This window comes from Synechococcus sp. CBW1006, from assembly GCF_015840525.1.
Taxonomy (GTDB): domain Bacteria; phylum Cyanobacteriota; class Cyanobacteriia; order PCC-6307; family Cyanobiaceae; genus CBW1002.
The window spans coordinates 3,193,890-3,217,034 of the sequence record NZ_CP060396.1 but is presented as its reverse complement, the minus strand read 5'-3'; the positions used below and the strand labels follow the sequence as shown (position 1 = coordinate 3,217,034).

Below are 23,145 nucleotides of genomic sequence, written 5' to 3'. Positions count from 1 at the left end.
CCCACCCCCTTGGCGACCCGCGCCGTCTTCTCCTTCACCGGCTTTCCCAGCGTGTCGGAGTGCCACCTCTACCTCCACCATTACGGCTACCCCACTGGGGCCGCCTGGCGCTTTGCGGCGGCACTGCGCGAAACCGCTGACGCCTCCAGCTTCCTCGCTGCCTTCCTGAGCACCCAGCAGCAAGCGGAACCCTTGGCCAGCCCTGATCAGGCCGCCGATGCCGAGTACCGCTACCGGGTGCAGCGGCTCCCTGGCACCGATCCCTACCTTGAAGTGCAGTGCTGGCGTCGGCTTCCGGGTGGCGACAGCTGGATTCCCCGCTGCGGGCCCATGCCGCTTGCTTCCTTCATCCAGCGCTTCCTGCCCGGTGATCCGCTTTGACCCGGCCAAGCGCCTGCGAACCCTGGAGCAGCGTGGCCTGGATTTTCTCGATGCCAACAGCGTCTTCGCCGGCCCCACGATCCTGTTCCCTGATCGCAGGAGAGACTATGGTGAAGTCAGAATTGTCTGTGTTGGATTGCGGCATCAGGCACATCATCTCCATGCGAAAGGCCAATGAGCGAGAGCAACATCGTTTTCTCCCCCACCTCTCTTGAAGGCAAGATCCATTCTGATCTTCAGCGCGTGGATGCCCATGAAATCCAACCCGAAGAGTATGAGGAGATCCCCGAAATCACCGAGGAAGATCTCACACACGCCGTGATCAAGCGCCCGGGCCAGCCTGAGCAAGCTTTACTGGAAGCGCCAACCCAAGCATCTTGACCCATTCGCCCTCAACGCCTCAGCACTTCCCGGTGGGCACTTAGGAACATCTCCTGCTCACGGTTGAACGGGCGAATCAGGTTCGCTCCTTCGATGCCCCAGCAGCGCAGGGCTTCCCCAGCCGCTTCGTGCTGCCAGATCAGTTCACCGCCTGAATCGAAGCTGATCCAGTGGCGATCAAACAGTTTGTCCACATGGGGGGAGAGCAGCAGGCCATTGGCGCCGCTCAGCCGTTCGCTGTTGCCGCAATCGCGCCAGGGCTTGATGTGGCTGGCCACCAGGAACTCCTGACGCGCCAGTCCCGTGACCCGGCAGGCCGGCTCCAGCTCCGACACCCAATGGCGAAACACCCCCTGCCCTAGCCGCAGCCGCTGCATGTCATCGAGCAGCGCGGCGGTGTACTCCCCCTCTTCCGCCAGCACCACCAGGTGCACCCGCACCGCCGGATCGGCGTGCTCTTCGATCAGCTGGAGCAACAGCAGCCCCAGGGGTTCGCTCAGCCCAGCTGCTGCTGCCGCCACTCCGGCATCGCTCGCACCATGAAGGCGTCAAACATCGGCACGGTGAAGGCTGTCTGCCCATGGGCAGGGCTCCAGATCATGCCCTTCTTGATCAGACCGCTGCGCAAAGGGCCGGCGGTCTGCACGCTGATTCCCAGCACTTCGGCGATATCTCCGGATCGATGGGGGCCTGCTCCCAGCGATGCCATGGCACGCAGGTAGTCCTGCTCCCGTGGTGTGAGCCGATCGAAGCGCACACGGAAGAAGCTCCTGTCCAGCGCCTCCGTTGCCAACGTGCTGGCCTGCTCCACATCGCTGGCCTGGATCGGCGATTGCTTGGCGGTGTTCCAGGAATGCTTGCCCCACTCCTGCAGGAAATAGGGGTAGCCCTCCGTGATGGCCAGGATCTTGGTCAGCGCTTCGCTGTCGATTGCCTCGCCTTCTTCCTCAATGGGGTCCTGAAGTGCCGAGCGGGCAGCCTCAGGCAGCAACGGCCCCACTGCCGGATAATCAAACAACCGTTCGGCGTAAGACTTCGCTTCACCGGCAAGCGCCGCTACCTGAGGCAGGCCAGCACCGAACAGGATCACGGGCCAGCCCCGTTGCGCAATCCTGTGCATGGCCACGATCAATCCGCGCAGATCCTCTTCGGAGAGATATTGCACCTCATCAAGAAGAAGCACCACGGTTTTCCCGGCCGCCTGGGCTGCTTTGCCCACACAAGCCATCAGCTCGGGCAGATCCACTTCAAGATTGCCGCTGTCAGCCACCGTTTCCGGTGCGATGGCCACGTCGATCTCTCCAATCGACACCGTGAAGGCGCTGGCAAAGCCACGCAAGGCTCCGAGTGCCCGTTGAGCAAGATCTCGAGCCTGCTCCACTCGGCTGAGCTTCAGCAGCACGGCCTTGAGGGCCGGGGCCAGGAAGGCCGCCAGTCGCTGCCCTTCTGGAGCCTCAAGCGTCACCATGATCGCCCCCATCTCTTCTGCGATCTGCCCAATCCGGTTGAGCAGCACGGTTTTACCCACGCCACGCAGTCCCAGGAGCATCTGGCTTTTCTCCTGCCGTCCACGGGCAATGCGCTGCAAGGCGATCGTGGCCGACTCCACAATCGCCTCCCGGCCCGCCAACTCAGGCGGCCGCGCCCCCGCACCAGGAGAAAACGGATTGCGGGTGGGGTCCATGCTGCGTGGCGTCAAGTTGAAAAGAGATATCGCAATCTTATCTGTGTATGGCCGGTTTATCAATGTATGGCAAGGCCTCCGGTGCATTCCGTTGTCGGTGCTCAGCAGCGCAGCACCTCCCGATGGGCACTCAGAAACTTCTCCTGCTCCCGACTGAACGGCCGAATCAGGTTCGCCCCCTCGATTCCCCAGCAGCGCAAGGCCTCCCGGGCTGCCTCGTGTTCACAGATCAGCTGTCCGCCCCCATCGAAGCTGATCCAGTGGCGATCAAACAGTTTGTCCACATGGGGGGAGAGCAGCAGTCCATTGGATCCGCTCAGCCGTTCGCTGTTGTCGCAGGATCGCCAGGGCTTGATGTGGCTGGCCACCAGGAACTCCTGCCGCGCCAGCCCCGTGACCCGGCAGGCCGGCTCCAGCTCCGACACCCGATGGCGAAACAACCCCTGCCCCAGTCGCGCCTTGGTGAGCGCATCGCGCTCGGTGCTGCTGGGCACCTCCCGCAACCGCTGCATGTCATCGAGCAGCGCAGCGGTGTATTCCCCCTCCTCCGCCAGCACCACCAGGTGCACCCGCACCGCCGGATCGGCGTGCTCCTCGATCAGCTGGAGCAACAACAGCCCCAGGGGTTCGCTCAGCCCGGCCAGGTACACCCCCTGGTTGCCCCGGCCTGTGCTGGTGCTGACCGGGCTGTGGCGCTTCGGCAGCAGCGGTTGCAGCAGCGCAAAGAACGTCTGCGGCACCAGCGCCTGGCGCAGCGGCTGCCAGTTCACCCGCACCAGCCAGCCCTCCTGGCTCCAGTTCTCCCCCGCTGATCCGAACTCCGGCGGCTTGGTGGCCGTGACCGCCGCCGTTTCCACCAGGCCCAGCTGGCTGATCCGCCCATTGGCATAGCTGAACACCACATCCCCCCGCTGGCAGCGGCTGAGGTTGTCGTAGGTCACGTTGCGGGCGCCGTTGGCATTCGCCTTCGGCGACCAGATGTAGCCGCCGTCGGTCTCCTGCCGGTACGTCTGCTTGTGGTTCACCCACCAGTAGGAGGGCACGGATTCAGACAAGGCTGGCCTCGTTGTAGCCGTGGTGGGGCGGTGTGTCCTCAGGCGGGCCGTCTCGATGGAATCACCACCTCACCCCGTTGCTCGCGGAATCCGTCCAGCCGCTGGCGGCACAGCTGCAGCAGCGCGTCGCGCTCGCTGTCGCTCAGCTCGTCGCCGCCGATCAGGCTGTAGGCGCCGTTGCCGTAGTGCGTGATGCCGTTGCCGGTGAGCACCTTGCCCATCATCCGCTTCACCCGCTCGGTGTAGTAGTTGATCTGGGTCACGTCCTCCCCCAGGATCCGCCGGGCGATGTCCTGCGCCGGGGCCGGGCTGTGGCGGCCCAGCAGTTCCAGCAGCATCAGTGGTTGGTAGATGTGGCTCATGCGCATCCGCTCGGCGATGTACTCGCGGAGGCGCTCGTAGGTAGTGGAGGGGTTTGGGGGCATGGGAGACCCCATCAGGGATCACGGTCAGAACCTGGCAGGATCAGTTCGTTCACACGCACCAGCAGCGCTTTCACCTGTCGGTTGTAGTGCGTTCGATCCAGCCCCAGAGGGGTGGGATCAGCGTCATAGCGGAATTGCACGGCGTAAACGGTGAGCTGAGCCAGCGGCTCCAGATCTGCCGTGCTCTCACCGGCTGCGGCGAGGAGCAGCAGCAGCCGACGCAGATCATGGGTGAGAGGCGCATCAACGTCCAGATGCAGCAGCCAGGCTTTCAACGCCTTCCGGCTCAGAGAGCACCATCGAGCAAGCGCCCCTCCCGATAGGCCCTGCCGATCACGTGACTGCGCCAGTGGCGGCGCTCCACGCACTCCTGCTGCGAATAGAGCAGAAGATCGAGGGACACATCCGCCTGAGCCAGCTCGTCCCAGAGCTGGTTGAGCACCTCGAAGCGGTGGTGGCCTTCAAGCCAGGCATCCGGTGCGGTGATCAGCAGGTCGATGTCCGATTTCGGCCCCGCTGTGCCACGCGCCCGGGAGCCGAACAAGCGCACTTCGGCGGCTGGGATCCTTTGCCGGATCACAGCCGCCATCCGCTGGAGGCGCTGCTCGATCGGTGGCGCGGCGGCGCTGGTCATGCCGCCATTCTGGGCAGGGTCTTATCGGGCTGGTAGCGGGGGAGGGAAACCGGGCTGGGGGTGTGATGGGTCATGGGTTGATCCTGGCGGCTCCCGTACGCATCTGCCAGGGTCGTCTTTGGGCGGCCCGTCAGGCGGAACCCCCTGCTGGGATCCCTTCTGGTGAGGGCGCGTGGCGGCTGCAGCCAACCCGGCTCCAGCTGTGGCTGTGCCGCCCCAGTCCCTCTGCCCAGACAGAGTCAGCATCCTGCCCACCACTGCCAGACTGGTGCCGCTGGAGGGCGTCATGCAGGAAATCCTTTTCGTGGTCGAGGAAGCGGAGGATGGCTCCTTCCGAGCCAGTGCAGCTGCCGCCGCGATCCACACCGAGGCCGACACCCTTGAGGAGCTCCACCGGGAGATCCGCGACGCCGTCGTCTGCCACTTCGATCCCGGCCAGGCACCGCCCCTGATCCGCCTCCATCACGTGAGGCAGGAACTGCTGGCCCTGTGAGGATTCCGCGGGACGTCAACGGCCACCTCCTGGCCGAGCGCCTCCATCGCCATGGCTACGCGGTGACTCGCCAGACAGGCAGTCACATGCGGTTGACCCGAGATGCCGCCGGCCAGCAGCAGCACCTCACGATTTCGGCCCACAAGCCCCTGAGGGTTGGCACCTTGCGGCAGATCCTCAAGGACGTGGCCAGCCAGGTGGGCTGCTCGATCGAGGAGCTGATCGGCAGCCTGGATCTTTGAGGCCCCCGGGGGCTTCTCCCCCAAGGCCGGCTCCAAGAGCATGAGCGGTTGGATGATGGGGCTCATGCGCATGCGCTGGGCGATGGCGTGCCGGAGGCGCTCGTAGTTGGGGGAGGGCTGTGGGGGCATGGGGGAATCCTGGCTTGGGTGTGACGGGGGGTGGCACTGACCAAGGAGAAGCCTTGGCGTCATGTCATGCCCTTCCCCGGACCCTGCTCCACGCCAGGAAGCGTGCCTACGATGGATTCCTTGCCTGAGGTGTGATGGCGTTTGCGCCCATGTCCGACCCGCTCCAACTCCACCAGAGCGAGCGGCTGGCCCTGGCGATCGCCCTCTGGGACAGCCTCGAGGACCAGGACAGGGATGGGGCGTTGTCGGTCGACCCTGCTCTCTGCGCGGAGCTCGACCGGCGCTTGGCGTCCCATCTCGACAACCCGGACGCCGCTGTGCCCTGGGATCAGGTGCGGAGCCAGCTCGGCCTCGGCTGACCATGCGCCCGGTTCGCTGGATGATTGAAATGCCTTGCCCTGGTGCCAGAATTACTGTTCCATCGATGTCCTGATGACCCAGACCGACCCAGAGCTTCAGCGGCTGCGACAGCAGGCCAGTTCACTGCCGCTGGGTTCGCGCATCATCCGTGCGGTGGCCAGTTCCACGGCCATAGAAACGGGTCAGTCGGTTGCTGAAATCGAACGTGAACTCAGGAATCGACAATCCCCCCAGTCAACACCTGCCTGAACAGATCCTCCATCGGAGTGACATTTAGCACAGACCCCGCCCGGATCGCGGCGAAGTACAGGTCCCGCTGACGATCCCATTCTGAATAGTCGAGCGGACCAATCCCCGCTTGGCACGCCATCACATCTGCCAGCAGTCGGGCTATTCGACCATTGCCTTCGCGGAACGGATGGATGAGCACGAATTCAACATGCACCTCGGCAAGTCCCCTGATCAGATCACCCATCGAGTCTGGGGTGAACGGAGTCAGCCGACCCAGATACTCCGATTCGAAAGACTTGAGCAGATCTGGAAAAAGGTGAGCACTCGCGAAAGGAAAGCCTTGTTTGCTCAGATTGAACGTTCGTACCTTTCCTGCCCAGGAATAGACAGACCCCAGCCATTGCCGATGCCAGTCGATCAAGTCTGAAACGCTCAGGCGGTTGGTAGGAGCCCCATTCCCGATGATCGTTTGATAGAGATCGAGAAGCAGGTCCCGTTCCACGACCTCCATCACCGCCGGATCCGTGATGCCCAGGCGATTGCTCAGAACCAGACCATTCGATCCTGGCTCACTCTCCGCGACAGAGCCAACGACCTTGTAGCGACTCATCGGTTCTCTCCCAGGATCTGCTGAAGCTCACTGGCCCCGCAGCGCTCACAGCGGCTGGCCTCCGGCAGCAGCTCGATTGGTCTCATGCGCATCCGCTCGGCGATGGATGCCCGCAGGTGCTCGTAGGTGGGCAAACGGACCGGGGGCATGGGGGCATGCTGGCTTGGGGTGTGACGGGGGTTGGCAGTGATGGAGGAGGAGCGATGGCCCCTTTCCTCCATCCCCCCCACCCGATGGGACCGACGCCATGGCTCCCTGCTGATATGGACCAAGGGCACGAAGGTAGACACCGTCTATCCATGGAACTAGGCTGCACGAAGGTTTGCGGCACAGCCGTGGCTGCCACCCCTCGCCTCAGCTGGAACCTGCGGGTCTCGCCCGACGATCAGGCCCTGATCGATCGCGCCGTCCGTGCCTCCGGGCTCACTCGAACCGACTTCGTTCTGCAGGCGGCCCGCACCGCCGCCCGTGAGCTTCTGGTCCAGCAGAGCTGGCAGTCCGTGTCGTCCGAACATTTTGACCAGCTTCTCCGCCTGCTGGATGCTCCCCCAGGCCCCAGTGACCGCCTGCAACGCACCATGACCGCGCCGAGGCCCTGGCAACGCTGATGGAGCTGCTGGTGCCGCAGCCCCTGGCCAGCCACCACGGCACCGCCGGCTTCGACTGCGGCGACACCAGCCTGGATCACTGGCTCCGGCAGCGTGCCCTGCCGAATCAGCAGAGCGGTGCCACACGCACGTTTGTGGTCTGCGATGGCGACGGCACCGTCAAGGCCTATGGGGCTCTGGCCTCCGGTGCCGTGGCGGTGGCCTCCGCACCCGGGAGCTTTCCTCGCAATAGGCCCGATCCCATCCCGGTTGTACTGCTGGCACGGCTGGCGGTCTGCCGCGGTGTGCAAGGTCGCGGCATCGCGCGTGCCCTGCTTGCCGATGCGTTCGAGCGGGTCCTTCAGGCCAGCGAACGGATCGGCGTTCGCGGCATCGTGGTCCACGCTGCTTCCGCGGACGCCCGTAACTTCTATCTGCACATGGGTTTCGATCCCTCACCCATCGATCCCGACACCCTCCTGATCCGTCTCTCGGATGTGGCGGCAACCCTGGGGTTGTGAGCGGCCGTAGATGGAGGCTTCGTAGCCGTAACCCCCTCGCCGCTGATCAGCGAGGTTCCGCTGTTCCTGTTCCGGGTGATGACCCAGCAGTTCCATGAGCATCAGCGATTGATCGATGGGGCTCATGCGCATCCGCTCTGCGAGGGACTGCTGGAGGCGTTCGTCGGTGGGGGACGGGTGAGACGGGGGTGGAACTGACAAAGGAGAAGCCTCGCTGCCGTGGCGCTCACGCGCTCTCCTTCACCCCACAACGGCCTGCCGCCCAGAGCCCATCAGCGGGTCAGCCCCGTGGGCACGTAGCACGCGCGCTAACATGGAGGGATCGTTTCGGCTTGAGTACTACAACGCTCGTGTTCGCGAGGACATCAAGGACAGGCCTCCTCACTCCAAAGCCATGGGCGGCGGCCTGTTCGAACTCAGGCCCAGAGGCCGTTCCGGCATCGGCCGGGCCTTCTACTGCTTCTGCGGTGGCCGGGTGATCACCGTGCTCCATGCCTTCGTGAAGAAGACCCAGAAAACACCCAGGCGTGAGCTCCTCATCGCTCGCGAACGCCTCAGGAACGTCAAACGCCATGCCTGACATCCCCTATCAACCGGTCATCCGCGATCGCGGCGCCGAACGCGCCCGGCTCGATCAGGTGCCGGGCTACAGCGAAGCGCGGCAGGAGGCCGCCGTGGAATTCCGTCTGCTCCGGCAGCTCCTGGAGGCACGCCAGCGGGCCGGTCTCACCCAGGAGGAGGTCGCCGTGCGGATGGGCACCACGCGCAGCGCCATCAGTCGGCTCGAGGGATCCCGCAAGCACATACCCGCACTGTCCACTCTCCGCCGCTACGCCGATGTGCTCGGCTGCGATGTGGAAATCCAGCTGGTGCCTCGAACCCCTGATGAAGCTTCACCGCCTTGGTGAGCGGCGGTGGAAGGCATCGAGGCGCTGGCGGCACATCTGCAGCAGCACGTCGCGCCCCTCGCCGTAGCGGGTGATGCCGTTGCCGGTGAGCACGCGGCCCACCATTCGTTTCCCCGGATCCGCCGGGCGAGGTCCTGGGCCGGGCTGGCTGTTGCCTGGCAGATCCGTGGCCCAGCAGTTCCAACCGCTGCGCGGAAGCCTGCGGGTACAGCATCAGCGGTTGATCGATGGGGCTCATGCGCATGCGCTCGGCGATGTAGGCGTGGAGGCGCTCGTCGGTGGGGGAGGGGTGTGGGGGCATGGGGGGGATCCTGGCTGGGGTGTGACGGGGGTGGCACTTGTACGCAGAAGCCTTGCTGCCGTCTCCTCGATCCATCCCATCGCGTCCTCCGTCGTGGAGCGTGCCTACCCTGTGTTCTCAGCCGTCCGCCGTGGCGATGACACCCATGTCTGACCTCCTTCAGCTGCCCCAGAGCGAGCGCCTGGCCCTGGCGATCGCCCTCTGGGACAGCCTGGATGACGAGGCCCGAGATGGGGCGCTGCCGCTCGATCCCGACCTCTGCGCTGAGCTGGATCGACGCTGGACGGCCCATCTCAGCAACCCTGACGCAGCTCTGGGCTGGGATGAGGTGCGCAGCCAGCTCGGCATCCGATGAAGCTCCCTGCAGTGCGCTTCCTACCGGAGGCGCTGGAGGAGCTCCTGGAAACCCAGCACTGGTACGGAACGCGTGAGCCGGCGTTGGCCAACGACTTTGCCCAAACCGTTGCTGCTGCGGTGGAGTGCATTCGCCACAGTCCCCAATCCTTCCCCTTGATTCACGGCCGGATCCGCAGGCTGGTGCTGGAGTCGATTTCCCTATGCCGTCTATTTCCGCGAGCAGGGCGCTGAACTCTTCGTGATCGCTCTGCACGGCCGCCAGGATCCCCACCGCTGGCAGCAGCGCTCCTGAATGGGCGTCGCCGCCCCAGTGCTGGCATGGGTTCTGGCACCGGGTGGCACGGGGAAACCAGCGGGGGCCGTAGCTGGCCTGTACACCGCGGAAGTCGGTGGTATGGGTGTCGCTCAGCTCGTCGCCGCCGATCAGGCTGTAGGCGCCGTTGCCGTAGGCGGTGATGCCGTTTCCGGCGAGAGGGGGCCGATCTACTGCCGATCGCCGTTCAGGCGCATCACGCGCTCGTCGATGGTGTGCATGTGGCCCGCCTGCTGGAGCGGCTGTCTTCCCTCTGCCGTGATCCGCAGCAGGTGGTGAGCCTGGGGGATGCGGCAGCGTTCTGAGCCGCTGCCGCAGAGCCCCCGGGAGTAGGTGAATCTGGCCAGGCTGGTTCTGCTCAGCTCAGCAGACAGGGTTCACGCTCCACCCCTGCAAGCTGGCTGGGGGTTTCCCTGCGGAAACTCTTGAGCTTGTGATTGTGTGCCTGTAATTCCTCCACTAACACCTGGCAGGCGTTCTCCGGCATGGTGTGGTCACCGCGTCAAAGCTGGCGTGTTGCCGAGGTGGTGCCGCCAGGCCCATGGCTTATCAGCGAGAAGGCTGCTCCAGCTCAGAAGCCTTCGGCTTGAGGATCGTCTTCAGACCCTGCTGCGCTACCAACACCCAGCCGACCGCCTGAGACAATCCAACCTCGGCGACCCCCAGGGAAAGACATGACCGTTCTGGGGAGAGAGGCGATCCTGCAGGCGATCCAGCAGGGCTCCATCACGGTCACCCCGTTCGATCCCGAACGCCTGGGTCCCGCCTCGCTCGACCTCACCCTCGCCCCCACCTTTCGCGTGTTCCGCAAGGTTCACGAGGTGATTGAAGTGCGTGAGCACACCGATTACAGGCAGCTCACCGAGAAAATCGAGGTGCCGGAGGGCCAGCACATCCTGATCATGCCGGGCGAAACGGTGCTCGGCATCACCCAGGAGCGGCTGCGCCTGGGCCCCGGGTTGTGCGGCTGGCTGGAGGGTCGCAGTCGCTTCGCGCGGCTGGGCCTGATGGTGCACATCAGCGCCCCCTTCATGGGGCCGGGGATCGACAGTCAGCAGGTGCTGGAGATGAGCAATTTCGGCCCCGCTCCCCTGGCTGTGCATCCCGGCACCGCGATCTGCCAGTTCGTGTTCCAGAAGCTGCAGGGCAGCGAGAGCTACGCCGGACTCTTCGCTGGCCAGACGGAAGACACCTTTTGAGCGTCGGTGCTTTCACGCGTTTCCCTTGGTTGCTCCAGGTCCGCTGAGATCAGAAAATGCCCAGGGTTTTCTTCTTGCAATACCCCGCCCCAATGTTCATCCAGCCCGAGTCACAGGGCTTGCCGTCGGTGGGCTTCACCTCGTAATAGATGGGTGAATTGCAATGCTGCTTCAGGTCATTCACATACCCAAGCGGGCACTCATCATAACCCGGCAGTTTGGGAATCCGCTTCTGAGCCGCTGCTGGCCCAGGCGCCAGCAGCGGCAGGGCCAGAGGCGGCAGGGTCAGAAGCACAGTGGCCAGACCCAGGGGTAGCGTCTGCACTGGACCAGCAAGCAACTGGTCAAACCCTAGGAGTTTGTCGCGGGTCGTGCCACCTGCCGTCGCCGATCCCGCCAGCGACGACGGCGGAGGCGGGGCGAGCAGCTCGGGGCCAGCTGGGGTGAGCAGAATGGCGACCATGCAGAGCAGACAACCGCCAACCCCACTGCCACCGATCGCTGGCTCTGAAGCCGAGATCCTTGCGCTTGTTCAGGATTCCGGCCCGGTGGCGCTGCCGCACACCAATCTCCACCTGGAGCAGATCCGTTCAGGCTTCGCCTGCGCGCTCCACATGCATCAGCCCACGATTCCAGCCGGGGCGCATGGTGAACTCATCTCCCATCTTCAGTACATGCTGGAGCATCCGGGCGAGGGCGATAACCACAACGCCGAACCCTTCGCCCAGTGCTACAGGCGCCTCGCCGACATCATCCCCCAGCTGATTCAGGAGGGCTGCAACCCCCGGATCATGCTCGATTATTCGGGCAATCTGCTCTGGGGCGTTGAGCAGATGGGCCGCCACGACATCCTCGAGGCCCTCCAGAAGCTCGCCTGCGATCCCACCCTCCAACCCCATGTGGAGTGGCTCGGCACCTTCTGGAGCCATGCCGTGGCGCCCTCCACGCCCATCCCCGACCTGAAGCTGCAGATCCTGGCCTGGCAGCATCAGTTCGCGGCCCTCTTCGGCAAGGAAGCCTTGCAACGGGTCAAGGGCTTTTCACCCCCGGAAATGCACCTGCCCAACCACCCCGACACGCTCTATGAATTCGTCAAGGCCCTCAGGGAGTGTGGCTACCGCTGGCTGCTGGTGCAGGAACACAGCGTCGAGAACTTCGATGGCTCCGGCCTGTCTCAGGAGCAGAAATACATCCCCAACCAGCTCGTGGCCCGCAGCTCCAGTGGCGAAGAGGTCTCGATCACGGCACTGATCAAAACCCAGGGCTCCGACACCAAGCTGGTGGGGCAGATGCAGCCCTGTTACGAAGCTCTGGGGCTCGGCCGGCAAGTGCTGGGAGACACCACGATTCCTTCGCTCGTTTCCCAGATTGCCGATGGGGAAAATGGTGGCGTGATGATGAATGAGTTCCCGCCTGCTTTCGTGCAGGCCCATCACACCATTGCATCCCATGGATGTGAACCAGGCACGGTGGCGATCAATGGCACGGAATATCTTGAGTTGTTGGAGGCCGCTGGGGTGTCATCCCAGGATTTTCCGCAGATTCAGGCGGTGCATCAGCACAAGCTGTGGCAACAGCTGAGCGGATCGCCGACCCCCGCCGCCATTCAGGCGGCGATCACCCACCTCCAGGCCACCGATCCCTCCTTCTCGATGGCCGGCGCCTCCTGGACCAACAACCTCAGCTGGGTGGAGGGCTACGCCAACGTGCTGGAGCCGATGAACAGCCTCAGTGCCCAGTTTCACCAGCTGTTTGATCCCCTGGTGGCGCACGACCCCGCAGTGACCCAGACCCCGCCCTATCAGCAGGCCCTGCTCCATCTGCTGCTGCTGGAAACCAGTTGCTTCCGCTATTGGGGACAAGGCACCTGGACCGAGTACGCCCGCGAGATCCACCGGCGCGGCCAAGCCGCGATCGCTGCCGTGCCCTATGGCTTCTCCCGGTCCATGGAGCCGGGCGCGTCCTGACCGCTGAAGGCAGGATGGGGGCGTTGTCTCTGCGTGTCGGCTTGATGCTGCTGTCCGGACCTGCCCTCACGCTGCCCGACCGCCTCGATGCGCTTCTGGAGGTGGGGCTGGTCCGGGATCCTGACGGTCCAGCCCTGCAGGATCTCCATACAAGCCTCAGCTGGAGGCAGCTGGCAGAGCGGGTGGAACGACTGACTGCCGCCTACGGCACCATGCCGCTGAAGGCTGGCGACCGGGTGGCGTCCTTGATGCCCAACCGGGTCGAGCTGGTGATCCACTACCTCGCTTGTCTGCGGCTGGGCCTGGTGATCACACCGCTCAACTACCGCTATGTGGTGCCCGAGATCGACCATGCCCTGCGGGTGAGCGGGGCGGTGCTGCTGCTGTATCACCAGGAGCGCCTGGCTGATCTGGAAGCCACGCAGCTGGCCGGATCCCTGCCTCTGGGGCTGATCCGCTTCGAGGATGGGCAGAGAGCGGCAGGGGCTGAAGGCGAGAGGTGCCTTGAGACTCTGCTGACCACGCCTGCCACCGGGGAGGAACTGTCCTGCCTGCCAGCGGAGGCCCCCGCGATCATTTATTTCACCTCCGGCAGCACTGCCAAGCCCAAGGGGGTGACCCACAGCCGCGCCAGCTATGGAGCGACGCTCGCCAGCCTGGCCCAGGTGATGGAATACGCGCCGGGGGAGCGTCTGATGGTGGGCTGCTCGCTGGCCCATGCGGCGGCCTCGATGTACGGACTGGCAGGCCTCTCGCTGGGGGTCACCCTGGTGGTGGCGACCGAGAGTGACAACCATGCCCTTGAGGCGCTCCTGCATCGCCGCCAGCCGAATCTGCTGCTGATGTTGCCGGCACCGCTGATGGGCCTGATGCATGACCGCGATCTGAATCCGGCCGATTTCGCCGACGTGCGCCTGTGCCTCTCCGGTGGTGACAAGGTTCCCCTGCAGCTGCAGCGGGATTTCAAGACCGCCGTGGGTTTTTCGATCGACGAATGCTTCGGCATGAGTGAATGCGGTGTGGCCACGATGTCTCCGCCTTCCGGCGAGAACCGGGTCGGCTCGGTGGGTCGGGTCTGCCCCGGTTTCGAGTGCTCCATCCGCAACGAGGAGGGCCGCGAACTGCCGGTGGGAGCAGAAGGAAGGTTGTGGCTGCGTTCGGCGTCGGTGATGACGGGCTACTGGGACAATCCCACCGCCACAGCCGAGACGATTGTGAACGGCTGGCTCGACACTGGTGACGAGATGCGCCTGGACGCGGACGGCTACCTGTGGTTCTGCGGCCGACGCAAACAGATCATCGTTCACGATGCCTCCAACATCTGTCCGCAGGACGTGGAGGATGCCCTCTGCGAACACCCTGCTGTGGAACTGGCCGGAGCGATCGGCATCCACGACGTCATGCACGGGGAGAACGTGCGGGCCTACATCACTCTCCAGCGTGGGTCCCAGGCTCCGATGGCCGCCGAGCTGATTCGCTTTGCCCGCGAACGCATCGGTTACAAGGCACCGGAGGAGATTGTGGTGCTGGCGGAGATGCCCCTCAACCCGAGCGGCAAGGTGGACCGCGTCGCGCTCAAAGCGATGGCGGCTGAAGCTCCCAGGAGCTGAAAACTGGCGAAAGCCATCAAAGACTGTCTTGCCTTCGTAGAAGCTCTCGACTCAGCCCCAACCCTGATCGACCATTCCCTGGGAGGAGTCGTCGCATAGAAGCTTGCGGCCATCAGCTTGGCCGAAGCGATTGTGCTGTTTATTGGCAGTGTCCATTGGAGCATCGTCCCGATGACCATGACACCCACCGATGACGCGGCAGTACAGAAGCAGTACAGACGCGCAGATCGCCACGGTTAAGAACAGATCCTGCAGCCGCCGGGGGCCATCGCTATGGTCAGAGCCTCCGGTGTGTCGCAGTGAGGACGGCCAGGTGACGGAACGGCGCATGCATCTGGTGCGGTGGGCACTCACCACCGGCTGGCTGCTGATCATCGCCTCGCTGCTCTACGACCCGTTCACGCCGCGCTTCACCGAGCCGGACCATCCCTGGAGCCCGCTTCGGCTACCGGCCGACTGCGTGCCGGTGCAGGGAACCTGCCTGACGGAAGCCCCCTATCCCCTCGGCACCACCCTGTTCTGGGGGCTGGTGGTGCCGGCGGGCGTTTTTGTGCTGCTGGTGTTCGGCCACGAACTCTGGCGGCGCATCTGCCCGCTCTCCTTCCTCTCCCAGATCCCCCGCGCTCTGGGGCTGCAACGCCAGATCACCCGGGTGAATCCTAAAACCGGAGAAAAGCGCTTCCAGCTCGCCAAGGTGCCGGGCGATTCCTGGCTGGGCAAGCACTATTCCCAGCTGCAGTTCGGCTGGCTCTATGTCGGCCTCTGCGGCCGCATCCTCTTCTTCAATGCCGACCGGCTGGTGCTGTTCGCCTGGCTGAGCTTCACCATCGTCTGCGCCATCGCCGTGGGCTGGCTGTATGGCGGCAAGAGCTGGTGCCAGTACTTCTGCCCGATGGCGCCGGTGCAGAGCATCTACTCCACCCCCACCGGCCTGCTGGGCAGCAGGGCCCACATGGCGGCCACGCCGATCACCCAGTCGATGTGCCGCACCGTTCAGCCCGATGGCGCCGAGCAGAGCGCCTGCGTGGCCTGCCAGCAACCCTGCATCGACATCGATGCCGAGCGCACCTACTGGGCCCGGCTGCCCACCCCGGTCTTCGCCTTCGAGCGCTACGGCTACGTGGGCCTGGTGCTGGGGTACTTCCTCTACTACTACCTCTACGCCGGCAACTGGGACTACTACTTCTCGGGAGTCTGGCTGCGTCAGAGCGACCAGCTCGCCCTGCTGCTGCGGCCAGGTTTTGTCCTGTTCGGCCAGCCGATCGATGTGCCCCGGCTGGTGGCCGTGCCCCTGTTCCTGGGGCTGTGCACCTGGCTGGGGGTGCTGGTGGGCCGGGCGATCGAATCGGGCCTGCGGGGGCAGGTGCGCCGCAGCGGCGCTGAGCCCGATCGGGATCGCATCCGCCACCGGGTCTTTCTGGTGGCCACCTATCTGGTGTTCAACTTCTTCTTCCTGTTCTCCGGCCGGCCCCTGATCCTGCTGCTGCCCGCCTGGGTTCAGTACCTCTACGACGTGATCCTGGTCGCGCTGAGCACCCTCTGGCTCTACCGGGCCTGGGGGCGTTCTCCAGCCCTCTACGGCCGCGAGAACCTGGCGGAGCGCTTCCGCAAGCAGCTGGCCCGCATGGATCTCGACGTGGGCCGCTACCTGGATGGCCGGTCCATCGCCGATCTGGGCACCGAAGAGGTCTACGTTCTGGCCAAGGTGCTGCCTGGCTTCACTGGCCAGAAACGGCTGGAGGCCTACAAGGGCGTGGTGCGGGAGGCCCTTGAGGAGGGCTTCGTCAATGCAGCCAGCAGCCTGGATGTGCTCAAACAGATGCGCCTGTCGCTCGGCATCAGCGACGACGAGCACCGCCAGCTGCTGGAGGAGCTGGGGGTGGAGGATCCCGGCCTGCTTGATCCAGACAGCCGCCGCAGCCTCGAGGATCAGATTCGCCTCAGCGGCTATCGCAAGTCACTGGAGAGGCTGCTGCTGGTGCAGAGCCTCGGTGATGGCAGCGGTCGGGCTGGTGCCCGCGGTGATGCCCGCGACGACTGGGGGGCGTTGCGGGCACTGCGGCGGGAATACGGCATCTCCCTCGGTGAGGAGCAACGGGTGCTGGGCGACATTTCCCCCAGGGCCGCTGCCATCCGCAAGCTGGAGCTGTTGCTGGATCGGCTGCCGGCCCTGACAGGCGGCTACCGGGCCCTGCATCAGAGCGCCCTTCGTGACCAGACCGCTGTGCTGGATCTGCTGGACGACCGTCTCCAGTTACGCAAGGAGCTGACGCTTCGGGCCATCCTCGCGGGCCTGGTCACCCTCCAGGAGGATCCGGTGGTGCCGGCATTGGTGCAGCGCCTGCAGGCCATCTCGCCGCTGGGCCTGCCGGAGCTGGTTCAGGGTGACGACTGGGCGGGTCGCCTGCCGACCGCCGTGGCCGAAGCCCTCGCCCAGCCAGGCGGGGAGATCGCCTCCTGTCGTCTGGACTTACCCGTGGCCGACACGCTCACCTTCCTCGACAGCCTGGCGGCTGACCCCAGCCCCACCATGGCGGCCGCCGCTCTGTATCTCACCGCCTGCCTGGATGCTGAACGGGCCAGGTCACTGGCGGTCCAGGTGAGCGGCAAGGACACCCCACCCCTGCTGGCTCAGACGGCCCAGGCCGTTGGGGCTCTGCAGGGCCCGCCGGCTCTGAGGGATTGTCCGGAACTGGAGAAGCGGGTGTTCCTGGCCACCAGCGATTTCTTCCGCCGCAGCGATGCCGACACCCTGGCCACCCTGGCCGAACAGGCCGACATGCGCAGCTTCTGCCGCGGCGATCTGATCACCGAGGCCGGCGACACCTGCCGTGAGCTGCTGCTGCTGATCGAAGGCCGGGCTCAGGTGCGCCACCGCGACGGCGAACGGGAGTGGCTGGAGGACATGGAGCCCGGCCGGGTGCTCGACGAACTGGAGGTGCTCACCCACAGCACCTCGGAGAGCACGATCGTGGCCGAAGCCGATGGCACCCGGGTGCTGGCGGTGCCGGTGGATTCCTTCGATGTGGTGCTGGAGCGGGATCCCGATTTCGCCCGCCGGGTGCTCGAGTTGGAGAGCGCCCAGCTGCAGCGGCTGATGCGGGCGAAGGCGGGCTAAGGAGCGTCCAGCCGCTCAACAGCTGTGATCGGACAAGGCCCTGTCTGTCAGCACGCCGTCCGGATGTCCAGGGGGCTGGCTGATGGAGGAAGCTGGATCAATTCATTGATGCGTGTGCTGCGATGCCCCAGACCCTGCGAGAGCGATCGATGCCTCTGGTGGTGTCCCGTTTCACGAAGGAGGAATCATCCAGGTCCGCATCTGATCCTGGTGCTGCCTCCAGAGGCTTCGGTGGGTCCGGAACGGAAAGGAACGGCAGGCGCCGAAAGACCGGCAAGAAAAAAACCCCTGCCCTCAGCCAGGCCGACTGGGGGCCCCTCGGCAAGCACCCTGACATGGACGCGATCGTGGCGCGGCAGCGGTTGCACCTGCCCCTTTCGGGCCGGATCCGGGAAAGCGACGTCACCCGGGCCTGGAAGAACGCCGCAGCGGAACATCATCCCGATCGGGGCGGTGCCCATGACACCATGCAGCGCGTCAACGGTGCCAGGGATCTTCTGCTGGGTCGGGGACTTGCTGGCTGTTGATGTCTGATCTATCGACAAGGTGTTCCAACGGGGCTTTCAAAACCCTCACCCAATAATCAGTGAGTCAGATCGGTTGTCTTCAAACAGCGGATCCAGAAACAAGAGGGATGATCAACAGGCCCCTTGATCGTGCCGATGGCGGGGATTTCGTTTCCGGACTCCTCAGCCTCAATGCCAAGACGGACAACCATCCTCACAGGTCGGTGACCGTTGAATCAATAATGGCTCGGGGGAGACTTGAACTCCCGACCTTGGGATTATGAATCCCTTTGATTGGAGCAAAACCCTTGCAGTAGCTGGGTTTGTCGATGAGGGATTCCCCGTCAGGTTCACAAGTTCACTGAATCTTCATCGAATCCGGCCTCTGGGGCGCTCTGCTGGCCCGCTCCCCCGAGGCACCTCTGCGACGGCGAAACCCTCTTCTTGAGACAGGTGAGCCGGACCGCTGCCCCCTACCCCCGCAGCTGCAAAACCACCCCGCAAGGCAACGCCATCGACCCCAACGACAGCCTTGCCTTGTCGTTCAGCCCCTGGGCCTTCTGCTGAAGGCTGCCTCAGGGTGTATCGACCCGCAGGAGAACACCCTGCTGGTGCCACACGGTGTTGGAACGCGGTGCCAGCGGGTTGGCCATTCGGAAGTGGTGGCCGCCCCGGAAGAAGCCGCCCTTCTTCAAGCGCTGCAGGGTGACGCGGTGGATGCCAAGCAGTTCGGCCATGTGCTGTGTGCTGACCCACAGCCCAGGGGTCGTGGTGCTCATCGGATCTCCACAGGTCTCGGAGGCTATTGGGGCCGGGCGCAGAACAGTGACAGCGGATGCACCAGCGGGGATTGACCTGAATCCTCCACCGGTGGCGTGGAGGCATCGGGAACCAGCACCCCGGCCTTCCCCATGGAGCGCTGGGCCCCGGGCTCGCCGGCCGGGGAGACAGAACGCTGCACCGCGGCGTCAAAGCCGTTCAGGCGCACGTACAGCCAGGAGAGGGCGGTGCAGTTGAGCAGGTCGAAGCACAGGGTGAGGCCCTGAAAGCCCAGGATTCCCGACAAGATCCAGACCACCAACCGGCGGGATTCCATGGCGCTTGGCAACGGCTACCCCAGAGGGTTCCGGGCCGGCAGTGCAGCAGCCCCGGCGCGTCGACGCTCCGAACCGCCATGGTGACCACCATTGGCAGGCACCATGACCATAGGCTGGGTGATGGACAGCACGGGACTGTTTCAGTCAGGCCGCAGCCAGGCGGGGGCTCCGGCCACGTTGCTGATCCCGCGGGACTGGGCCAGCTTCCGCAGCTCCATCCTGGTGAGGGTGGCGAGGGCCAGGGCCTGGGGCCCTAGTGTGCCGTCCCGCAAATAACAACTAGAATCCGGGGTGTCGCTAGAGGTGCTCCGTGGCACTAGGCCTTCCGATGAATCTACTGGTCCTCAGTGAGTGCCAACCAGAATTACATAGGGCCACCTCGAATAATCAGCTATTCGCAAGGTCTCTGTGGACACGAAAAAGCCGCCGAAGAGGCGGCAGAGCATGAGAGCCTTATATCGTCTATTGACGAGATCTCCTGAACTATGGGAGCTTCTCTGGGAGATTCATGCAACAGTTGCTATATGGGAAGAGCGCTGGAGATAACGAAGGAAGTTGAAGGTCAGGTTCTTGAGGCCCCACCAAGCATCATTCCTTTCTAGCCCAATTTTTCTTGTCAGTTTTCCACCCATGGACATAGTCATGCAGCCGAAGACATGCTCCACACAAGCTCTGATTGACGACTTGACACGATTCAGTTCCTTGGCTTTGTCGCTGAGAGGATGATTGCGAGCACCTTTTTCATGGATCAGGCTTTCGAAGCCACCTAGACTCAGAAGATCCTCAAAGCATTCACCTGAATACGCTGAGTCTGCCCAAACAAAGTCATGTTCGTTTTCTGGATCCAGCAAGCGTGGGAGCAACTGGCTGTCGTGAATGTTGGCAGGAGTGACAGCATATCGGCGGATGAATCCATGGTCAACATCGATACAGATGCTGTTCTTGTAACCGTAGTAACTGATGCCGTTCTTTTTTGTCCAGCGAGCATCTAAATCCTTCTGCTGCAAGCGATCTGGGTTTTCATCCCAGCCCTCCGGCAGCCTCCCGGCTTTGATTTCTTTGTTCTCCTCGCGGGTATTGCGTTGCTTGGGAACCGGAACAAGAGTTGCATCGATGATCTGGCCACCGCGGGCTTGGAGGCCCTGGGAGCGGAGGTATGCCTCAAACATCTCGAAGAGCTCCTCGATAACTTCCGCCTTGCGCAGTCGCTCTCTGAAGAAGGCGACTGTGGTGGCATCAGGAATGCTGTTCATCACACCAAGCCCGACAAACTCCTCAAAGGAGCGCCTGTCATTCACCTGAAATTCAAGCTCTTCATCGCTGAGGTTGAAAAGCTGCTGGAGAACGAGCATCTTGAAAAGGATCAGCGGATCAATCCTCTTGCGCCCTGCATTAGTCTTGCGCTCATGGACATAGCCCTTGTCAAGCAGTGGGCGGAATGAATCCCAAGGGATCGATTCAGAAAGTCGCTGAAGAACCGGCTTCTTCTCCTTGAGCTTTGCGACTCTTTGCTGTTCGTCCCAGAAGCCTCTCTGACCCACTGCAGAATTAGAATGTCATCAATCTAATATTAGCTCAGATTAGGCATATTGCATTGGCTTGTTGATTTATCGAGGTGCCCATAGGATGCATGGGTGCATGATCTGACAGAACAGAATGAACACCAGGTCGACGGCCGGTATCGACACCAATTCTGAAACATCGCAGACTGATGTGGCTGAATCACTCTGCTCGACTTGTGGCTTTTGCTGCAGCGGTGCTTTCTTCTATCGCACTGTAGTAACTGAGGAAGAGGTCTCTTGCCTCACGTCTCTATCGGTACCAGCAAAGCCATATCGCCATAGCAAGTTCAGCATTATGCACCCATGCAGTGCACTCTCAGAATGCAAGTGCTCAATTTATAGCCAGAGGCCACAGGATTGTAGAGACTGGAGCTGCAAGCTTCTGATAGCGACAGAATCCGGAACCATTCCCTTTTCAAGCGCGAAGGCCATCATCGCCAATGGAAAGTCGAAAATCTCATCCCTGACCACTCGAATCAACTCCTTCTTGCCTCCAGAACGATCAGGCACGACGAACTTTTACCTATTGCTTCACAAGCTTACCGACTACGTTGAAGAGAGCATAATGAGTGGCAGGCCAGAGGGCGTCGGCCGTAAAGCACTTCAACTCATTGGGGCCACTAGAGATTACCTCGTTCTGATCAACGAGCACTTCAGGTCACCCAGTCTTCTTGGAAGGATCAACACTCAAATCGACTCAGTAGGCACAGCAAGCCCGGAAAGTCTTAGTTCTGAGGTATTGATCTTCGGATGAACTCAGTTCAACCTGCTCGGGATCTATGGTTCGGGTACTCGTTCAGGGGGGGGTAACTGATACGGCGACGACATCTTCGCTTCGGCGAATGCAACCCCCAAGCGGCAATCAGTCACGATGCCTTAATCCAGGCCACGGTGCACGGCGACGATTAGGTAGGCGGGGGGTCCGCGCAACTCCATCGGCGGGTCTCAAGGCGCGACAACAGGGCTCCGATCGCCAGCCGGAGCCCCTCGGTGCCCGCCCAACTGTCGTTGCGGATCAAGGCGCGGTACATGGACAAGCGAGCCCAGGGGCTCAGACAGCAGATCGCTGCTGATGCCGTTGGCATCTCGGTTCGCAGCGCTCAGCGCATCGATCGAGGTGAGTTGCAACCCCAAGGCCACCACCAGCAGCCGGGTCGGACCTGGCGCACCCGTGCCGATCCCCTCGCGGACGTCTGGGACAGCGTCTTGGTGCCGATGTTGGAGCAGGCGCCCCAACTTGAGCCCCAGACCCTGCTGCTCCATCTGGAGCGGATTCACCCTGGCCAGGAGTGGCACCAGCGCAAGCGCACCCTGTAGTGGCGGGTGGAGCAGTGGCGGGCGCTGCAGGGCCACACCAAGGAGGTGATGTTAACGAAGAACAGCGCCCGTGCTGCTCACCACTAGCTTGGAATCAGCAACGATGTTGATCGGCTCTGTAGGGGGAATGACTGTCAGTCTGAATCCGTTGATGGAATTGGGGAAGGTGAACCAGATTGACCGGCCTTCTTCCGCCGCCGATGAAGCCTTCAACGATGGATTGCCGATCTGAATGGCTGCATTCACCAGTTATGACAGCCGTGTGTTGCGTCGGCGCAGGCTCGAGGCTCAGCCTCACTGACACTCCACCGTCCGATCAATCCAGCTGCTCGCTGAGCCGCTGCAGACGCCCGCCGGTCTGGCTCGCTTCCTCCAGGAGCTCCTCCCAGTCGTCTGGCGGATGGCCACGGTCCACCATCGACTGGAACACCCGGTAGGCATCCGTCTTGCTGCCGTAGGCCCGCTTGGTATCTGTGTCGTTCACCCAGCCCAGCACGATCACCTTCGAGCGATTGTGAAAGCGAAAGAACAGGCGAAACTGCTGAAAGAACTTGGCCCGGCGCCAGTGCCGATGCTCAGCGCCCAGGGTTGATCCCTGCTGGTACTCCTTGCGGCTGGGGTCCTGAGGAATGTCCTGGAGCATCAACCGTGCGATGGCAGCCAGGCGCTTGATGGTGTTCTTGCTGCGATATCCGAGGGGGTCCTTGCGTCGCAACATCTCGACCTCCGCGATCAGCGCCTCCAGCTGATCCAGGAACAACGGGTGTGCAACCACCAGCCACCCATGGGCCACCAGGGGCGCTGCATCGGCCTTGCCCACGATCAGATGGTGTCGCCGCAGCCGATGTTTCCGAAGTCGGTATCGCAGCCGCCGGTCTCGTCGTCGTCCGGCAGCGGTGCATCGAGATCCACCTCGATGCCTCCAACCAGATCCTGCAGGCGGGCGACCAGATCAGCAGCGATGGGCTTGAGGCGCTCGGGATGGCTGGCGATGTCCTGCTCCAACAGCGCCAGGAAGGGAGCGAGGGCCGGATCGTCGTCGGGCTCTGGGCTGACCCGCTCCAGGACAACCTCGCCGTTGGCGCGGAAGGCGTAGCGGATGCGGTCGCGTTTGCGCAGCCCCAGGGCCCGCCGCACCGGCTGCGTGTCCGGCGACG

At 63.4% G+C, this 23,145-nt stretch carries 35 protein-coding genes and 1 tRNA gene; 21 read left to right on the top strand and 15 right to left on the bottom strand.

What is annotated here, in order from left to right; all coding sequences use genetic code 11:
* Positions 1–9 precede the first annotated feature (9 nt).
* The 3 genes from H8F26_RS15820 to H8F26_RS15810 are packed head-to-tail and all read left to right on the top strand — an operon-like array spanning position 10 to position 762.
* A complete protein-coding gene (locus H8F26_RS15820) occupies positions 10–381 on the top strand; it encodes a hypothetical protein (protein WP_197155626.1) in 372 nt (123 codons plus the stop codon).
* Positions 368–559, top strand: coding sequence for a BrnT family toxin (locus tag H8F26_RS15815; RefSeq protein WP_231605279.1), 192 nt, complete (start codon positions 368–370; stop codon positions 557–559). The genes H8F26_RS15820 and H8F26_RS15815 overlap by 14 nt, the downstream gene beginning before the upstream one ends.
* Positions 556–762 (top strand): hypothetical protein, encoded by a 207-nt coding sequence (locus H8F26_RS15810; protein WP_197155624.1) that lies wholly within the window; start codon positions 556–558, stop codon positions 760–762. The genes H8F26_RS15815 and H8F26_RS15810 overlap by 4 nt, the downstream gene beginning before the upstream one ends.
* A gap of 11 nt (positions 763–773) precedes the next feature.
* Here H8F26_RS15810 and H8F26_RS15805 read toward each other — a convergent pair whose 3' ends face one another.
* The 6 genes from H8F26_RS15805 to H8F26_RS15780 are packed head-to-tail and all read right to left on the bottom strand — an operon-like array spanning position 774 to position 4,560.
* On the bottom strand, positions 774–1,283 hold the full coding sequence (locus H8F26_RS15805; RefSeq protein ID WP_197155622.1) for an HNH endonuclease: 510 nt from the start codon (positions 1,281–1,283) through the stop codon (positions 774–776).
* A complete protein-coding gene (locus tag H8F26_RS15800) occupies positions 1,259–2,533 on the bottom strand; it encodes an AAA family ATPase (protein ID WP_231605278.1) in 1,275 nt (424 codons plus the stop codon). Before H8F26_RS15800 ends, H8F26_RS15805 begins: the two co-directional genes overlap by 25 nt.
* Positions 2,534–2,547: 14 nt before the next feature.
* The gene (locus H8F26_RS15795) at positions 2,548–3,489 is read right to left on the bottom strand and encodes an HNH endonuclease (RefSeq protein WP_197155620.1); all 942 of its coding nucleotides are present in this window, start codon (positions 3,487–3,489) and stop codon (positions 2,548–2,550) included.
* A gap of 50 nt (positions 3,490–3,539) precedes the next feature.
* Positions 3,540–3,926, bottom strand: a complete 387-nt coding sequence (locus H8F26_RS15790; protein ID WP_197155618.1) for a hypothetical protein — start codon at positions 3,924–3,926, stop codon at positions 3,540–3,542.
* Positions 3,927–3,937: 11 nt separating this feature from the next.
* On the bottom strand, positions 3,938–4,201 hold the full coding sequence (locus H8F26_RS15785) for a HEPN domain-containing protein (protein WP_197155616.1): 264 nt from the start codon (positions 4,199–4,201) through the stop codon (positions 3,938–3,940).
* 11 nt (positions 4,202–4,212) lie between these two features.
* Positions 4,213–4,560, bottom strand: coding sequence for a nucleotidyltransferase domain-containing protein (locus H8F26_RS15780; protein ID WP_197155614.1), 348 nt, complete (start codon positions 4,558–4,560; stop codon positions 4,213–4,215).
* A gap of 172 nt (positions 4,561–4,732) precedes the next feature.
* On the opposite strand from H8F26_RS15780, the gene H8F26_RS19630 reads away from it, so the two are divergent.
* The 3 genes from H8F26_RS19630 (at position 4,733) to H8F26_RS15765 (ending at position 5,783) form a co-directional block, all read left to right on the top strand.
* On the top strand, positions 4,733–5,053 hold the full coding sequence (locus H8F26_RS19630; protein WP_231605277.1) for a hypothetical protein: 321 nt from the start codon (positions 4,733–4,735) through the stop codon (positions 5,051–5,053).
* Complete coding sequence (locus H8F26_RS15770) at positions 5,050–5,295, top strand: type II toxin-antitoxin system HicA family toxin (protein WP_197155612.1); 246 nt, start codon at positions 5,050–5,052, stop codon at positions 5,293–5,295. The genes H8F26_RS19630 and H8F26_RS15770 overlap by 4 nt, the downstream gene beginning before the upstream one ends.
* 278 nt (positions 5,296–5,573) lie before the next feature.
* On the top strand, positions 5,574–5,783 hold the full coding sequence (locus H8F26_RS15765) for an addiction module protein (RefSeq protein ID WP_197155610.1): 210 nt from the start codon (positions 5,574–5,576) through the stop codon (positions 5,781–5,783).
* A gap of 212 nt (positions 5,784–5,995) precedes the next feature.
* On the opposite strand, the gene H8F26_RS15760 is transcribed toward H8F26_RS15765, so the two are convergent.
* Both H8F26_RS15760 and H8F26_RS15755 read right to left on the bottom strand, forming a co-directional pair.
* Positions 5,996–6,625 (bottom strand): Fic family protein, encoded by a 630-nt coding sequence (locus H8F26_RS15760; RefSeq protein ID WP_197155608.1) that lies wholly within the window; start codon positions 6,623–6,625, stop codon positions 5,996–5,998.
* The gene (locus H8F26_RS15755) at positions 6,622–6,774 is read right to left on the bottom strand and encodes a hypothetical protein (RefSeq protein WP_197155600.1); all 153 of its coding nucleotides are present in this window, start codon (positions 6,772–6,774) and stop codon (positions 6,622–6,624) included. The genes H8F26_RS15760 and H8F26_RS15755 overlap by 4 nt, the downstream gene beginning before the upstream one ends.
* 186 nt (positions 6,775–6,960) lie before the next feature.
* Between H8F26_RS15755 and H8F26_RS15750 the strand changes: the two genes are divergently transcribed.
* The 8 genes from H8F26_RS15750 to dcd all read left to right on the top strand — a co-directional run bounded on the left by H8F26_RS15750 (position 6,961) and on the right by dcd (position 10,811).
* Entirely contained in the window at positions 6,961–7,233 is a 273-nt protein-coding gene (locus tag H8F26_RS15750; RefSeq protein ID WP_197155598.1) for a DUF1778 domain-containing protein, read from the top strand.
* Complete coding sequence (locus H8F26_RS15745) at positions 7,233–7,733, top strand: GNAT family N-acetyltransferase (protein WP_197155596.1); 501 nt, start codon at positions 7,233–7,235, stop codon at positions 7,731–7,733. The genes H8F26_RS15750 and H8F26_RS15745 overlap by 1 nt, the downstream gene beginning before the upstream one ends.
* 313 nt (positions 7,734–8,046) lie before the next feature.
* Positions 8,047–8,313, top strand: a complete 267-nt coding sequence (locus H8F26_RS15740) for a type II toxin-antitoxin system RelE/ParE family toxin (RefSeq protein WP_197155595.1) — start codon at positions 8,047–8,049, stop codon at positions 8,311–8,313.
* Positions 8,306–8,641, top strand: coding sequence for a helix-turn-helix transcriptional regulator (locus tag H8F26_RS15735; protein WP_197155593.1), 336 nt, complete (start codon positions 8,306–8,308; stop codon positions 8,639–8,641). The genes H8F26_RS15740 and H8F26_RS15735 overlap by 8 nt, the downstream gene beginning before the upstream one ends.
* Before the next feature lie 446 nt (positions 8,642–9,087).
* Positions 9,088–9,297 carry an addiction module protein gene (locus H8F26_RS15730; protein ID WP_197155591.1) on the top strand — a complete coding sequence of 70 codons (210 nt, stop codon included), beginning with the start codon at positions 9,088–9,090 and terminating at the stop codon, positions 9,295–9,297.
* The gene (locus H8F26_RS15725) at positions 9,294–9,530 is read left to right on the top strand and encodes a hypothetical protein (protein ID WP_197155589.1); all 237 of its coding nucleotides are present in this window, start codon (positions 9,294–9,296) and stop codon (positions 9,528–9,530) included. Before H8F26_RS15730 ends, H8F26_RS15725 begins: the two co-directional genes overlap by 4 nt.
* A 297-nt stretch (positions 9,531–9,827) precedes the next feature.
* A complete protein-coding gene (locus H8F26_RS20285; protein ID WP_197155587.1) occupies positions 9,828–9,917 on the top strand; it encodes a hypothetical protein in 90 nt (29 codons plus the stop codon).
* A gap of 369 nt (positions 9,918–10,286) precedes the next feature.
* A complete protein-coding gene (dcd, locus tag H8F26_RS15715) occupies positions 10,287–10,811 on the top strand; it encodes a dCTP deaminase (RefSeq protein ID WP_197155585.1) in 525 nt (174 codons plus the stop codon).
* 49 nt (positions 10,812–10,860) lie between these two features.
* On the opposite strand, the gene H8F26_RS15710 is transcribed toward dcd, so the two are convergent.
* Positions 10,861–11,136, bottom strand: coding sequence for a hypothetical protein (locus H8F26_RS15710; RefSeq protein ID WP_197159271.1), 276 nt, complete (start codon positions 11,134–11,136; stop codon positions 10,861–10,863).
* Positions 11,137–11,272: 136 nt separating this feature from the next.
* Here H8F26_RS15710 and H8F26_RS15705 point away from each other — a divergent pair, with 136 nt between their 5' ends.
* The 4 genes from H8F26_RS15705 to H8F26_RS15690 all read left to right on the top strand — a co-directional run bounded on the left by H8F26_RS15705 (position 11,273) and on the right by H8F26_RS15690 (position 18,033).
* The gene (locus H8F26_RS15705) at positions 11,273–12,778 is read left to right on the top strand and encodes a glycosyl hydrolase family 57 (RefSeq protein ID WP_197155584.1); all 1,506 of its coding nucleotides are present in this window, start codon (positions 11,273–11,275) and stop codon (positions 12,776–12,778) included.
* Positions 12,779–12,822: 44 nt separating this feature from the next.
* Positions 12,823–14,388, top strand: coding sequence for a class I adenylate-forming enzyme family protein (locus H8F26_RS15700; protein WP_197155582.1), 1,566 nt, complete (start codon positions 12,823–12,825; stop codon positions 14,386–14,388).
* Positions 14,389–14,677: 289 nt separating this feature from the next.
* Positions 14,678–17,506, top strand: coding sequence for a cyclic nucleotide-binding domain-containing protein (locus tag H8F26_RS15695; RefSeq protein WP_231605276.1), 2,829 nt, complete (start codon positions 14,678–14,680; stop codon positions 17,504–17,506).
* Between the two features lie 122 nt (positions 17,507–17,628).
* Positions 17,629–18,033, top strand: coding sequence for a molecular chaperone DnaJ (locus H8F26_RS15690; RefSeq protein WP_197155580.1), 405 nt, complete (start codon positions 17,629–17,631; stop codon positions 18,031–18,033).
* A 222-nt stretch (positions 18,034–18,255) separates the two neighbouring features.
* On the opposite strand, the gene H8F26_RS15685 is transcribed toward H8F26_RS15690, so the two are convergent.
* The 4 genes from H8F26_RS15685 to H8F26_RS15670 all read right to left on the bottom strand — a co-directional run bounded on the left by H8F26_RS15685 (position 18,256) and on the right by H8F26_RS15670 (position 20,650).
* Positions 18,256–18,320, bottom strand: a tRNA-Leu gene (locus H8F26_RS15685).
* Positions 18,321–18,587: 267 nt separating this feature from the next.
* Positions 18,588–18,791 (bottom strand): excisionase family protein, encoded by a 204-nt coding sequence (gene xisR / locus H8F26_RS15680; RefSeq protein WP_197155578.1) that lies wholly within the window; start codon positions 18,789–18,791, stop codon positions 18,588–18,590.
* A 23-nt stretch (positions 18,792–18,814) separates the two neighbouring features.
* A complete protein-coding gene (locus H8F26_RS15675) occupies positions 18,815–19,120 on the bottom strand; it encodes a hypothetical protein (protein ID WP_231605275.1) in 306 nt (101 codons plus the stop codon).
* 495 nt (positions 19,121–19,615) lie between these two features.
* Positions 19,616–20,650 (bottom strand): IS5 family transposase, encoded by a 1,035-nt coding sequence (locus H8F26_RS15670; RefSeq protein WP_197154765.1) that lies wholly within the window; start codon positions 20,648–20,650, stop codon positions 19,616–19,618.
* Positions 20,651–20,765: 115 nt separating this feature from the next.
* Here H8F26_RS15670 and H8F26_RS20280 point away from each other — a divergent pair, with 115 nt between their 5' ends.
* From H8F26_RS20280 to H8F26_RS15655, 3 genes are all read left to right on the top strand, one after another.
* Positions 20,766–21,425: a YkgJ family cysteine cluster protein gene (locus H8F26_RS20280; RefSeq protein ID WP_197155568.1), complete on the top strand. Its 660-nt coding sequence runs from the start codon at positions 20,766–20,768 to the stop codon at positions 21,423–21,425.
* 236 nt (positions 21,426–21,661) lie between these two features.
* Positions 21,662–21,988: a hypothetical protein gene (locus H8F26_RS15660; protein WP_197155566.1), complete on the top strand. Its 327-nt coding sequence runs from the start codon at positions 21,662–21,664 to the stop codon at positions 21,986–21,988.
* A gap of 70 nt (positions 21,989–22,058) precedes the next feature.
* Positions 22,059–22,220 carry a hypothetical protein gene (locus H8F26_RS15655; RefSeq protein WP_197155564.1) on the top strand — a complete coding sequence of 54 codons (162 nt, stop codon included), beginning with the start codon at positions 22,059–22,061 and terminating at the stop codon, positions 22,218–22,220.
* Positions 22,221–22,304: 84 nt separating this feature from the next.
* Here H8F26_RS15655 and H8F26_RS15650 read toward each other — a convergent pair whose 3' ends face one another.
* Positions 22,305–22,808: a type II toxin-antitoxin system YhaV family toxin gene (locus tag H8F26_RS15650; protein ID WP_231605274.1), complete on the bottom strand. Its 504-nt coding sequence runs from the start codon at positions 22,806–22,808 to the stop codon at positions 22,305–22,307.
* Positions 22,809–22,810: 2 nt separating this feature from the next.
* Positions 22,811–23,125, bottom strand: coding sequence for a type II toxin-antitoxin system PrlF family antitoxin (locus tag H8F26_RS15645; protein ID WP_197155562.1), 315 nt, complete (start codon positions 23,123–23,125; stop codon positions 22,811–22,813).
* Positions 23,126–23,145: the final 20 nt, after the last annotated feature.